10 protein-coding genes are annotated in these 13,078 nt (G+C 71.8%); 7 read left to right on the plus strand and 3 right to left on the minus strand.

Going from position 1 to position 13,078, the window contains the following annotated elements:
• Positions 1–237 precede the first annotated feature (237 nt).
• Both ACFWGP_RS15050 and ACFWGP_RS15055 read left to right on the plus strand, forming a co-directional pair.
• The gene (locus ACFWGP_RS15050; protein WP_376931457.1) at positions 238–2,064 is read left to right on the plus strand and encodes an ABC transporter ATP-binding protein; all 1,827 of its coding nucleotides are present in this window, start codon (positions 238–240) and stop codon (positions 2,062–2,064) included.
• Entirely contained in the window at positions 2,061–3,866 is a 1,806-nt protein-coding gene (locus ACFWGP_RS15055; protein WP_376931280.1) for an ABC transporter ATP-binding protein, read from the plus strand. Before ACFWGP_RS15050 ends, ACFWGP_RS15055 begins: the two co-directional genes overlap by 4 nt.
• 75 nt (positions 3,867–3,941) lie before the next feature.
• On the opposite strand, the gene ACFWGP_RS15060 is transcribed toward ACFWGP_RS15055, so the two are convergent.
• Positions 3,942–4,697: a hypothetical protein gene (locus tag ACFWGP_RS15060; RefSeq protein ID WP_376931281.1), complete on the minus strand. Its 756-nt coding sequence runs from the start codon at positions 4,695–4,697 to the stop codon at positions 3,942–3,944.
• Between the two features lie 275 nt (positions 4,698–4,972).
• On the opposite strand from ACFWGP_RS15060, the gene ACFWGP_RS15065 reads away from it, so the two are divergent.
• Positions 4,973–5,638, plus strand: a complete 666-nt coding sequence (locus tag ACFWGP_RS15065) for a response regulator transcription factor (protein WP_231430175.1) — start codon at positions 4,973–4,975, stop codon at positions 5,636–5,638.
• Positions 5,638–7,425 (plus strand): sensor histidine kinase, encoded by a 1,788-nt coding sequence (locus ACFWGP_RS15070; RefSeq protein ID WP_231430176.1) that lies wholly within the window; start codon positions 5,638–5,640, stop codon positions 7,423–7,425. The genes ACFWGP_RS15065 and ACFWGP_RS15070 overlap by 1 nt, the downstream gene beginning before the upstream one ends.
• A gap of 56 nt (positions 7,426–7,481) precedes the next feature.
• Here ACFWGP_RS15070 and ACFWGP_RS15075 read toward each other — a convergent pair whose 3' ends face one another.
• Complete coding sequence (locus ACFWGP_RS15075; RefSeq protein ID WP_231430177.1) at positions 7,482–7,772, minus strand: MGMT family protein; 291 nt, start codon at positions 7,770–7,772, stop codon at positions 7,482–7,484.
• A 41-nt stretch (positions 7,773–7,813) separates the two neighbouring features.
• On the minus strand, positions 7,814–8,269 hold the full coding sequence (locus tag ACFWGP_RS15080; protein ID WP_231430178.1) for a GNAT family N-acetyltransferase: 456 nt from the start codon (positions 8,267–8,269) through the stop codon (positions 7,814–7,816).
• Between the two features lie 213 nt (positions 8,270–8,482).
• Here ACFWGP_RS15080 and ACFWGP_RS15085 point away from each other — a divergent pair, with 213 nt between their 5' ends.
• The 3 genes from ACFWGP_RS15085 (at position 8,483) to ACFWGP_RS15095 (ending at position 13,035) form a co-directional block, all read left to right on the plus strand.
• On the plus strand, positions 8,483–9,700 hold the full coding sequence (locus ACFWGP_RS15085) for an NADP-dependent isocitrate dehydrogenase (protein ID WP_231430179.1): 1,218 nt from the start codon (positions 8,483–8,485) through the stop codon (positions 9,698–9,700).
• Between the two features lie 109 nt (positions 9,701–9,809).
• Positions 9,810–11,690, plus strand: coding sequence for a heavy metal translocating P-type ATPase (locus ACFWGP_RS15090; RefSeq protein WP_376931282.1), 1,881 nt, complete (start codon positions 9,810–9,812; stop codon positions 11,688–11,690).
• Between the two features lie 172 nt (positions 11,691–11,862).
• Positions 11,863–13,035, plus strand: a complete 1,173-nt coding sequence (locus ACFWGP_RS15095; protein WP_376931458.1) for an ROK family protein — start codon at positions 11,863–11,865, stop codon at positions 13,033–13,035.
• The last annotated feature ends 43 nt before the right edge of the window (positions 13,036–13,078 follow it).

Consider the following 13,078-nt stretch of genomic DNA (forward strand, 5'->3'; position numbering starts at 1 on the left):
TTCGCCGGGTAGCGCCGCCCGCACGCCCCGCAGGCTCCGCCTGCCGCGCTCCGCGGCTCCGTCCGCGCATCGACGCCGAGTGCGTCGCGACCTTCCATCCTTCCGCCGCAGAGGCTCGTCGACCGAGCCCGCGGCCACCCCTCTCGAGAGGACCCGTCCTTGTCCGAACAGCCCACACCCGAGCGACTCGGCGCGGTGCGCGCGCTCTGGCGCCTGCGCGAGTTCGCCGGGCCCGCGATGCCCGCGTTCATGGCCAGCATGGCGGCGGCGCTCGTCGCGCAGCTCATCGCCCTCACCATCCCGCAGGTCTTCGAGCAGATCGTCGACGGCCCGCTCGCCGACGGCGACGCCTCGGCGATCGTGCCGCTCGCGCTGCTCGTGTTCGCGCTCGGTGCGGCCGAGTCACTGCTCTACGCACTGCGCCGCTGGCTCGTCGTCGGCCCGGGCACGAAGGTCGAGGCGCGCATGCGCAACGCGCTCTACGCGAAGCTGCAGGATCTGCCGGTGAGCTTCCACGACCGCTGGCCGAGCGGCCAGCTGCTCTCGCGCGCGGTGAGCGATCTCGGCCTCATCCGCCGTTGGCTGAGCTTCGGCCTCGTGCTCACGGGAGCGAACCTCGTCATCATCGTGGTCGGCGTCGGCATCCTCATGTCGATGAACTGGATGCTGGGACTCATCTTCCTCGTCTGCTCGCTGCCGCTCTGGTGGGCCGGCTGGCGGTTCGAGGGTCGCTATTCGGAGAAGTCGCGCCTCAGCCAGGACCAGCAGGGCGACCTCGCGACCGCGGTCGAGGAGTCGGTGCACGGCATCCGCGTGCTCAAGGCGTTCGGCCGCGGCAAGTACGCGCTGTCGAGCTTCCGCGCCCAGGCAGAGTCGCTGCGGTCGACCGAGATCGAGAAGGCGCGCCTCGACGCGAACATCTGGGTGTGGATCATGGTCGTGCCGACCGTGGCGCTCGCGCTCTGCCTCGTCGTCGGCATCTGGCTCTCCGCGAACGGGCAGCTCTCGGTCGGCGAGCTCGTCGCATTCTTCGCGACCGCGACGGTGCTCGCGTGGCCGATCGAGTCGATCGGCTTCATGCTCGCGTTCGCGCTCGACGCGCGCACGGCGACCGACCGGTTCTTCGACATCATCGACAGCGAGAACACGATCGTCGATCCGGCCGACCCGCAGCACGTCGACCGCCCGCGCGGCGAGCTCGCGTTCACGGGCGTGCACTTCCGCTACCAGGACTCACCCGAGCGGTTCGGCGACCTGCTCGACGGCGTCGACCTCGTCGTCGAACCGGGGGAGACGATGGCGCTCGTCGGCCTCACCGGCTGTGGCAAGACGACGATGACGGCGCTCACGACGCGTCTCTACGACGTCACGGGCGGCTCGGTGACCCTCGACGGCGTGGATGTGCGCGCCTTCACGAGAGAAGAGCTGCGCAGGCACATCGCGATGGCGTTCGAGGACGCGACGCTGTTCAGCGCGTCGGTGCGCGAGAACGTGCTGCTCGGCCGGCCCGAGCTCGCCGGCGACGACCCCGACGTGCGCGCCGAGGCGGAGCGGGTGCTCGACGAGGCCCTGCGCATCGCCCAGGCCGGCTTCGCGTACGACCTCCCCGACGGCGTCGACACGAAGGTCGGCGAAGAGGGCATGAGCCTCTCGGGCGGCCAGCGCCAGCGGCTCGCGCTCGCCCGTGCGGTCGCGGCGAAGCCCGCGGTGCTCGTGCTCGACGACCCGCTGTCGGCGCTCGACGTCGCGACCGAGGCGAAGGTCGAGGCCGAGCTCCGCGCGGTGCTCGCCGAAACGACCGCGCTCGTCGTCGCGCACCGGCCGTCGACGGTCATGCTCGCCGACCGGGTGGCCCTCCTCGAGGCGGGTCGCATCACGGCCGTCGGCACCCATTCCGAGCTCCTCCGCGAGAGCGAGCACTACCGCTTCGTCATCTCGAGCCTGGAGGACGAGGAACGCCGCGACCTCGAGTCGCGTCCGCACCCCTCGCCGGCGTCTCGGCCGGCTGACGGGGGCGATGCCGACGAGGCATCCGAATTCGAACGAGAGGAGGCCGCATCATGAGCGTCACCGGCGTGCAGGGCGAAGAGCGCGACCAGTACTCGAAGGCCGAGTCGCGACACATCCGCGTCCGATCGCGGCGTCTGCTCGGGTCGCTGCTGCGACCGCTCACGGGCAAGCTGTGGCTGACCGCGGCGGCGGTCGTGGTCTCGTCGGCGGCGCAGGTCGCGGGCCCGGCGATCATCGCGTACGGCATCGACCAGGGCATCCCAGCGCTCATGGCGCAGGACTGGATGCCCGCGGCGTTCGCCGGGGTCGCCTACCTCGTGACCGGCCTCGTCGGGGCGTTCCTCATCTCGGCGTACATCAGGCTGTCGGCGCGCGTCGCCCAGGCCGTGCTCATCGACCTGCGCACGCGGGTGTTCCTGCACACGCAGAAGCTGTCGCTCGAGTTCCACGAGACCTACACCTCCGGGCGCATCATCTCGCGGCAGACGAGCGACCTCGATGCCATCCGCGAGCTCATGGACGAGGGGCTCACGCTGCTCGTGCGCGGCCTCATGTACATGGTCTTCACCGCGATCATGCTGTTCATCCTCGACGCGCCCTCGGGGTTCGTGCTGCTCGTCGCCCTCATCCCCCTCGGCATCCTCACCCGGTGGTTCCAGGTGCGGTCGCAGTCGCTGTTCCGCCGCTCCCGGGTGGCGTCGGCGAAGCTCATCGTGCAGTTCGTCGAGACGATGACGGGCATCCGCGCGGTGCAGGCCTTCCGCAAGGAGCGCCGCAACGAGCACGAGTTCGGCGGCCTCGTCGAGGACTACCGCGACGTCAACGCGAAGGTGCTCGGCCTCTTCGTCGTCTTCAATCCGGGCCTCGCGCTCATCGGCAACACCGCGGTCGCGGTGACGATCGTGCTCGGCGGATTCCGGGTCATCGACGGCGGCCTCGAGGTCGGCGTGCTGCTCGCCGCGGTGCTCTACACGAAGCGGTTCTTCGACCCGATGGAGGACCTCGCGATGTTCTACAACGGGTACCAGTCCGCCTCATCGGCGCTCGAGAAGATCTCGGGCGTCCTCGAGGAGGAGCCGAGCGTTCCCGACCCGTCCCACCCGGTCGACCTCTGGAACGCCGAGGGCCGGGTCCGGTTCGACGGCGTCGAGTTCTCGTACGTCGAGGGCCGCAGCATCCTGCCCCGGTTCGACCTCGACATCCCGGCCGGCCAGACGATCGCGCTCGTCGGCTCGACGGGCGCCGGCAAGTCCACCCTCGCGAAGCTCATCGCCCGGTTCTACGACCCGAGCGAGGGCGTCGTCTCGCTCGACGGGGTCTCGCTCGCCGAGCTCCACCCGAAGGACCTGCGCCGGGCGATCGTCATGGTCACGCAGGAGGCGTACCTGTTCTCCGGCTCGGTCGCCGACAACATCGCGCTCGGCAAGCCCGACGCGACGTTCGACGAGATCGTGCGGGCGGCCATGGCGGTCGGCGCCCACGAGTTCATCGAGGGGCTGCCGAACGGGTACGACACCGACGTGAACAAGCGCGGCGGGCGCGTGAGCGCGGGGCAGCGCCAGCTCATCTCGTTCGCGCGCGCGTTCCTCGCCGACCCGGCGGTGCTCATCCTCGACGAGGCGACGAGCTCGCTCGACATCCCGAGCGAGCGACTCGTGCAGGAGGGCCTGACGAAGCTGCTGGCCGACCGCACCGCGATCATCATCGCGCACCGCCTCTCCACGGTCGCGATCGCCGACCGGGTGCTGGTCATGGAGCACGGCCGCATCGTCGAGGACGGCGCGCCCGTCGACCTCATCGGCGGCGAGGGGCGGTTCGCCGCGCTGCATGCCGCGTGGCGCGACTCGCTCGTCTGAGCGGCCGCAGCCCTGCTCGCGGAACGCCCCGCACCCGGTGACGGGTGCGGGGCGTTCCCGTTCGCGTCGACGCGCTCAGGCCGCGCGCCGGGCGACGACCCGGTAGCGCCGAGCGGCTCCGCGCACCGCCGCGTGCAGGTCGCGGCCGAGTCGCTCGCGGGATGCCTCGTGGCGGGCGTCGAGCCCGCCGAGGTCGAGGTCGAGCGTGTCGAAGGCGGACAGCCCGCCGCGTTCGAGCCGCCGCATGATGGCGACGGTCCTGCGGATCCTGCGTCCGCGCCGATGCGCGACTCCGTCGAGCTGGAGGGTGAACCCGGCCACCCGGATCCCCGCCGCCCGGCAGGCGCGGACGGTGCGTGCGGCGGCGCGCGGGGCGACGCCGCGGTCGTGACGCCGGACGCCGCCGAACGAGAGCCGCACGAGCACCGCGACCTCGGGAAGCTCCCGGAAGTTCGCGAGCTCGTCGGGGCCGCCGATGACGAACAGGCGGACTCCGCGCAGGTACGCGCCCGTGATCTCGGCGACGGGGGCGGCGGGCCGTGCGTGCAGGCACCGGCCGATCGTCACGCGCTCGCGCTCGAGGCGGTCGATCTCGCGGTGCGAGTCGACGGCGAACGCTGCGCCGAACGCGTCGGCCGCCCGGATGCCCGCCGGGTCCTGCAGCGACCGGGTCGACACGACGAGGCCGGCCTCCGGCAGCTCACCCCGCAGGGCGAGCAGGCGGTCGGAGATCGGGGCGGTGGCGGTCGTCGCGGAGGAGGTGCGCCGACGGGCGCCGGCCACGCGACGGCCCGCGGCGGGGGAGATTCGGAGGCGCTCGATCGTGGACATGCCGGAAGTGTCGCGCACGGTCGCGGTCGCCGCGTCATGGCCGCCCACGAAAACGATCAGGTGCTGACCCTGATCCTCCGGCGGCGCGCACGTCGCCCGGGCAGCCTGCCACACCCTCGCCCCGACCGGATCCGGGTACCCCCTGAATCGGGGGCGCGGCGCGGCGCGCGAACGCGCTACGGTCGAGTCAGGCGGGGGCGACCGGTCCGGTCATCCGCGCCTTCAGACCGGTTCGTTCCCCTGCGGTCCGGATCGGCGAAACGAGAAGAGGTGCGATGGTCGAGGCATCCCGGCCGCTGCGGGTGGCCATCGCCGACGACGCGCTGCTGCTGCGCGAGGGCATCGCCAAGGTGCTCGAGGGCGGCGGCCTCGACGTCGTGGCCTCGGTGGGCACGGGCGACGAGCTCGTCGAGACGGTACGGGCGGGCGGCATCGACGCCGCGGTGCTCGACATCCGCATGCCCCCGAGCTTCCGCGACGAGGGCATCCTCGCGCTGGAGGAGCTGCGCGCGGGCGGATCGACCATCGGCGTCCTGCTGCTCTCGATGTACGCGACCCCCGAGTACGCGCTCCGCGTCATGGGCGCGGGCAGCGGCACGGGCTACCTGCTGAAGGAGCGGGTCTCCGAGCCGCAGACGCTCGTGCGGGCGGTCGAGACGGTCGCCTCGGGCGGATCGGTCGTCGACCCCGAGGTGGTCGAGCAGCTGGTGCACCGCACCCGGGCCGATGATCCGCTGTCGCGCCTGACCGAGCGCGAGCGCTCGGTGCTCGAGCTCATGGCGCAGGGGTACTCGAACGGCGGCATCGCGCAGACGCTCTTCCTCGGACTGAAGACGGTCGAGACCCACGTCCGGTCGATCCTGCAGAAGCTCGACCTCGAGGAGTCACCCGAGCACCACCGGCGCGTGCTCGCGGTGCTGACGCTCCTCGGCGCGAGGTGATGGCGCCCGGCCGCAAGGGCCGGATCATCAGGCGCAGCATCACGATCGGCATCGTGGTCGCGCTGAGCCTCGGCATGGAGGTCGCCGGCTTCGTCGCGACCCCCGCGGCCGAACGCCCCGAGGTCGGCTACACGACCCTGCACGCGATCGTGCCGCTCGTGTTCGCGGCGTGCGCGGGCGTGGCCTGGGCCATCGGGCCGTCGCGGGTGCCGGCCCGGCTCATGGTGCTGTTCCCCGTGTTCTGGATCCCGGTGCCGTTCCTCCGCGTCGTGGAGGGCCTCGGCTGGCTGTGGCCGCTGCTCTACGGCGTGCATCTCTGGTGGGGGGTGCTCACGGGCGTCCTCGTGCTGCTCTACCCGCGCGGCGACCTCGACGGGCGCCTCGCGCGCTGGGTCGCCGGCATCGCGTTCGGCGCCTCGCTCGTGTTCCTGCTCGGCACGGTGCTGCTCGCGCAGCCGCCGGAGGAGATCTGCTCGTGCGCACCGAACCCGTACGCGGTGGGCGAAGCGCCGGTCCTGTACGCCGCGATCGACATCGGGTACCGGCTCGTCGGGGTGCTCCTCGCCCTCGTCATCGCGGCGCGCCTGCTCGTTCGCTGGGTGCGCGGCAGCGTGCCCGCCCGCACCGTCGCCTTCCTCATGCCCCTCGCGCTGTTCGCGTGGGCGACGACGCTCGCCGCGCAGGCCGTCACGTACGCGGCGTCGGGCACCGCCGACCAGGTGCTCGCGACGGTCTCGCTCGTCGCCATCGCGTCGATCCCCGTGAGCTTCGTCGCGGGGATCGCGCACACCCGCAACATGCGTGCCCGCGTCGCCGACCTCATGCGCATCACGCGCGAGGGCGCCGACCGCGGACTCTGGGCCGAGTCGCTCGCCCGCACCCTGCGCGACGCCTCCGTGCGGGTGTACTGGTGGGACGAGGAGCGCGGGCGGTACGCGGATGCCTCCGGCGAGCCCATCGTGCACGATCCCGCCGACCGTCACGGAGACCACGGCCTGCTGCCCGTCGCCTCGCCGACCGGCATGCCGATCGCACTCATCCGCCACGACCGGGTGCTCACCGACAACATGCGCCTGCTCGACGGCGTGTCGAGCGCGCTCCGCCTCTCGGTCGACAACGGGCGGCTCCGGTCGGAGATCGAGCGCACGCTCGATCAGGTGCGGCAGTCGCGAGCCCGCATCGTCGAGGCCGGCGACGAGGCGCGCCGCCGCATCGAGCGCGACCTGCACGACGGCGCCCAGCAGCGCCTCGTCTCGCTCGGCATGCGACTCAGGCTCGCCGCGAACCAGGCCCGTGACCGCGGCATGGAGCCGCTCGGCGTCGAACTCGACGGCAACATCGCGATGCTGAACGATGCGCTCAAGGAGCTGCGCGAACTCGCGCACGGCATCCACCCGTCGCTGCTCTCGTCGGGCGGTCTCGCGCTCGCCGTGCCCGAGCTCGCCGGGCGCTGCCCCGTGCCGGTCGAGATCGACGTCCAGGCCGAGGGGCGGCTGCCCGAGGTCGTCGAGTCGACCGCGTACTTCGCCGTGGCGGAGTCGCTCGCGAACATCGCCAAGCACGCGCAGGCGACGCGCGCGTGGGTGCGCGCCCACCTCGTCGACGGGGTGCTCGAGATCGTCGTGCGCGACAACGGCGTCGGCGGGGCCGCGCCCGACGGCGGCGGCATGCTCGGCATCGCCGACCGGGTCGACGCCGTCGGCGGCGACCTCGCGATCGACAGCCCGCGCGGCGCCGGCACGACGATCACGATCCGCATCCCGGTGCCGTCACCCGCCGCCGGTTGAGCGGCGCCGACGCACAGGGGCGACGCGCATCGGAGCGGCGATGACGGCGTGGGTCGTCAGGGGCGCCAGCGCGCGGCGGCGAGGTCGACGCGGTAGCCGTCGTCGTCGCGGGTCGCGATGAGCGGCGTGCCCTCGCGGTCGTAGTGCTCGCGGGCGCGCTCGGCGTGGCCCGACGGCGGGCGACCGCCGGCGCGGATCACGCGCCACCACGCGACATCCGCCCCGTACCTGGCCATCACCTGCCCGACCGCGCGGGCGCCGCGCGAACCGAGCAGCGCGGCGACGTCGCCGTAGGTGGCGACGCACCCCGGCGGGATGTCGGCGACGACGGCGAGCACCGCCTCCACGAAGCCCGCGGCCGGCCCCTCGACGTGCCCCGGGAACTCGTTCAGAGTTCGAGCGCCCCGATGATGTCGCCGTACTGGGTCTCGCCGACGTCGACGAAGCCGACCCGGTGGAAGAACTTCTCGGGGCCGAGCTCGCCCGGCTCCCACAGCACCGTGATGCGGTCGAAGCCGCGGCGCTTCGCCTCTTCGGCGAGCGCGGTCGCGAGGAACCGGCCGACGCCCTTGCCCTGCACCTCGGCGTCGACGTTGATGCGCCAGATGCACGCACGGAACTCCTCGTGCGGGTTCTCGGGGTCGAAGTTGCCGTGGATGAAGCCCACGACCTTCTCGTCGGCGTCGAGGGCGACGCGCTGCCACGCGGTCTGCGGATTCACGACCGAGGCCTCTGCGGAGTAGGTGACGGGTGCGATGAACTGTTCCTGGCCGGGCTTCAGCGACAACGTGTTCGCCGCCACGATGTTCGAGGCGGACAGTTCTTCCAGTCTCAGCTCAGCCATGCGCCAAGGCTAACCCGTCGATCGCGCACCGGGGTAGCAGGGATGACCCCGAGCCGACCCCGAGCGGACCCCGAGCGGTCGCATCACGCATGCACGAGGCATCCGGGTTTGTCTCGATGTCGAGATATCTGCGTGACGCGGTAAGCTGGCAGGCGGCGTATCCGCCCTACGAGACTTCCTCGATTCCCCGAGAGATCCAAGGAGAGATCCACGTTGTCCAAGATCAAGGTTGAAGGCACGGTCGTCGAGCTCGACGGCGACGAGATGACCCGCATCATCTGGCAGGCCATCAAGGACCAGCTCATCCACCCGTACCTCGACGTGAACCTCGAGTACTACGACCTCTCGATCCAGAAGCGCGACGAGACCGACGACCAGATCACGGTCGACGCGGCCAACGCGATCAAGAAGCACGGCGTCGGCGTCAAGTGCGCGACCATCACCCCCGACGAGGCCCGCGTCGAGGAGTTCGGCCTCAAGAAGATGTGGCGTTCGCCCAACGGCACGATCCGCAACATCCTCGGCGGCGTGATCTTCCGCGAGCCGATCATCATCTCGAACATCCCGCGCCTCGTGCCCGGCTGGAACAAGCCGATCGTCGTCGGCCGTCACGCGTTCGGCGACCAGTACCGCGCCACCGACTTCCGCTTCGAGGGCGAGGGCACCCTCACGATGACCTTCACCCCGAAGGACGGCTCGGAGCCCCAGCAGTTCGAGGTCTTCCAGTCGCCGGGGTCGGGCGTCGCGATGGGCATGTACAACCTCGACGAGTCGATCAAGGACTTCGCGCGCGCGTCGCTCAACTACGGCCTCGCCCGCAACTACCCGGTGTACCTCTCGACGAAGAACACGATCCTGAAGGCGTACGACGGCCGCTTCAAGGACCTCTTCCAGGAGGTGTTCGACACCGAGTTCAAGGAGCAGTTCGACGCCGCCGGCCTCACCTACGAGCACCGCCTCATCGACGACATGGTCGCCTCCTCGCTGAAGTGGGAGGGCGGCTACGTCTGGGCGTGCAAGAACTACGACGGCGACGTGCAGTCCGACACGGTCGCGCAGGGCTTCGGCTCGCTCGGCCTCATGACGAGCGTGCTGGCGACGCCCGACGGCAAGGTCGTCGAGGCCGAGGCGGCGCACGGCACCGTCACCCGTCACTACCGCCAGCACCAGCAGGGCAAGCCCACCTCGACCAACCCGATCGCCTCGATCTACGCCTGGACGCGCGGCCTCGCGCACCGCGGCAAGCTCGACGGCAACCAGGAGCTCATCGAGTTCGCCGCGACCCTCGAGGACGTCGTCATCAAGACCGTCGAGTCCGGTGCGATGACGAAGGACCTGGCGCTCCTCGTCGGCCCCGAGCAGGGCTACCAGACGACCGAGGAGTTCCTCGACACGATCGACGCGAACCTCAAGGCGCGCCTGGGCGCGTAGGTCCCGCCGGCCGCCCGCGCGGCGCTCGACGAAGGGACGAAAGGGTGGATGCTCTCGGGCATCCGCCCCTTCGTCGCGTTCGCGGCCCGCACGGGGGAGGATGGGACGCATGGCTCGCCTCGTGAAGCTCGCCCGCCAGTACTGGGTCGTCACGCTCACGCTCGCGATCGGACTCGTGGGCATCGTGCTCGCGCTGTCCGGAGCGGGCGTCGCCGTGCAATGGCTGTTCAGCGCGTACGCGCTCGCCGTCGCCGCGTGGCAGGCGGTGCTGATGGTCCGCGACATCCTGCGCGGGCACTGGGGACTCGACATCCTCGCCGTGACCGCCATCGTCGCGACGGTGCTCGTCGGCGAGTACGTGGCGGCACTGCTCGTCGTGCTCATGCTCACCGGGGGAGCGGCGCTCGAGGACTACGCCAACCGCCGCGCGAAGCGCGAGCTCGACGCCCTGCTGACCCGGTCGCCGCAGCTCGCGCACCGGCTCGAGGGCGACGAACTCGTCGAGGTGCCGGTCGACCGGGTCGTCGCGGGCGACGTGCTGCTCGTGCGCCCGAGCGAGATCGTGCCGGTCGACGGCGAGCTGCGCTCGCACGAGGCGGCGTTCGACGAGTCGTCGATCACGGGCGAGAGCGTGCCGGTCGAGAAGCGCGCGGGCGACGCAGTGCTGAGCGGATCGGTGAACGGCCAGTCGGCGGTCGAGATCAGGGCGACGGCGACGGCCGCCGACAGCCAGTACCAGCAGATCGTCGCGCTCGTCGCCGGCGCAGCCGAGTCGAGGGCCCCCGTCGTGCGCCTCGCCGATCGGTACGCGGTGCCGTTCACGCTGTTCTCGCTCGCGCTCGCGGGCGTCGCCTGGTGGCTGTCGGGCGATCCGGTGCGGTTCGCCGAGGTGCTCGTGCTCGCGACCCCGTGCCCGCTGCTCATCGCGGCGCCGGTCGCATTCATCGGCGGCATGAGCCGCGCCGCACGCAACGGCGTTATCGTGAAGGCGGGCGGCGTGCTCGAGTCGCTCGCTGCAGCGAAGACGGCCGTGTTCGACAAGACGGGCACGCTCACGCACGGCGAGCCGACGCTCGTCGCCGTCCGCCCGGCGGGCGGACTCGGCGACGACGAGCTGCTGGCGCTCGTCGCGTCGGCCGAGCAGTACTCGTCGCACGTGCTCGCCGCGTCGATGATCGACGCGGCTCGGGAACGCGGGCTCGCGCTCGCCGAGGCCGATGCCGCGCGCGAGGAGGCGACGAACGGCGTCGTCGCGACGATCGGCGGACGCGAGGTCGTCGTCGGCAAGTTCGCGTTCGTCCGCGCGCACGCGCCGGAGGCCGAGCGCACGCCGATCGCCCCCGGCGAGCTCGCCGTCTACGTCGCGGTCGACGGCCGGTACGGCGGTGCGCTGCTCGCGAGCGACCGGCTGCGCGAGAATGCGCGATCGACCCTCGAGCGCCTCGACGAGCTCGGCGTGCACGACACGATGATGCTCACGGGCGACGCGAAGGCGACGGCCGACCACATCGCCGCCGAGCTCGGCATCTCGCGCGTGCACGCCGAGTGCCTGCCGGCCGACAAGGTGCGCGAGGTCGCCGCGATCGCCGCCCGGCCGGTCATCATGGTGGGCGACGGCGTCAACGACGCGCCGGTGCTCGCCGCCGCCGACGTCGGCATCGCGATGGGCGCGAAGGGGGCGACGGCGGCGAGCGAGTCGGCGTCGGCGGTGATCCTCGTCGACGACATCTCGCGCACGGCGAAGGCCGTCGAGATCGGCCGCGACACCGTGCGGATCGCACTGCAGAGCATCTGGATCGGCATCGTCGTGAGCGTCGCGCTCATGCTCGTCGCGGCCTTCGGCGTGATTCCGGCGACCGTGGGCGCGCTGCTGCAGGAGGTGGTCGACCTCGTCACGATCCTCGCGGCGCTGCGCGCCATCGGCGGCCGTCTGGATGCCGCGAGCGAGGCCCGCGCCGAGGCATCCGCCCCCGCTCGTCAGGCGGCCTGAGCGACGCCCGTCCGGTGACCGTCACAACTCGGTAACGGGCCGAGAAAATCCGGGCGAACACTTGCGCGAGGTTTGTTCGTAATGTTTACTAACAAACGTGACTGCAACGGAAACGCAGCGAGGCCCGGTCACCGCGGAGCCGACGCACACCACCTCGGTGGCGGCTTCCGACCTGCTCACCGTTCCGTTCGCGGGTGCGCCGATCTTCACCCGCTCGCGCGCCCTGCGGCCCACGAGCAAGGTGCTGCCCGAGCACGCCCGGAGCCACAACCGCGCACTCGTGCTGCAGACCCTCTACACGGCGGGCGGCCAGAGCCGCGCCGACGTCGCACGTGAGACCGGGCTGACGCGGGTCACCGTCTCCGACCTCGTCGCCGAGCTCATCGCCGAGGGCCTCGTCGTCGAGCTCGGCCCGCGCGAGGGCGTCCGGCCCGGCAAGCCGGCGACGATCATCGACGTCGACCGCGCCGCGTTCCAGATCCTCGGCCTCGACCTCTCGGGGCACGAGGTGTTCCACGGCGTCGTGACCGCCCTCGACGGCACCATCCTCGAGCGGGTGTCGCTCGAGCGCGCCGGCGCCACCGGCGAGCAGGCCGTCGAACTCGTCGAGTCGATCGTCGAGCGCCTGCTCGGCCTCGCGACCGCGCCGGTGCTCGGCATCGGCGTCGGATCGCCCGGTGTCGTCGACCCGCTCGGCGTCGTGCGGTCGGCGCCGAACCTCGGGTGGTTCGACCTGCCGCTGCAGGCCCGGCTGGCGGCCCGCACCGAACTGCCCGTGCACGTCGCGAACGACGCGAACGTCGCCGTGCTCGCCGAGCACGGCGCGACCCCGCTCGACGACCTCCTGCTCATCAAGATCGGCCACGGTGTCGGCGCCGGCCTCATCGTCGGCGGCCGCCCGGTCATCGGCGGCGGCTTCGCGGCCGGCGAGATCGGCCATGTCGTGGTCGGTACCGACGGCGGCCCCCGCTGCGCGTGCGGCAAGGACGGATGCCTCGAAGCCTGGCTCGCCGTTCCGCGACTGACCGAGCAGCTCGACTCGCTCGCGGGCGAGCCCGCCGCCGTGCAGGCCGCGCGCGACGAGATCCTGCGCGAGGCCGGGCGTCGGCTCGGCATCGTGCTCGCGCCCGTGGTGGGCGCACTGAATCTGACGGAGGTCGTGCTCAGCGGCCCCGCCGAACTGCTCGACGGCCCGTTCCACGACGCGACCGTCGACACCCTCCGGCAGCGGACGATGGCGGTGCTCAACCGTGATCTGAGGCTCCGGATGTCCGAGCAGGCGGAGGACGTCGTCCTCCGCGGCGCGGCCGTCATGGTCCTCTCCGGACAACTCGGGGTCTCGTGAGGGACTCCACGCACCAAGGGTGACAGCGAACCCCCGCTGCCAG

This window comes from Agromyces sp. NPDC127015, assembly GCF_042725165.1.
GTDB classification, from domain to species: domain Bacteria; phylum Actinomycetota; class Actinomycetes; order Actinomycetales; family Microbacteriaceae; genus Agromyces; species Agromyces chromiiresistens.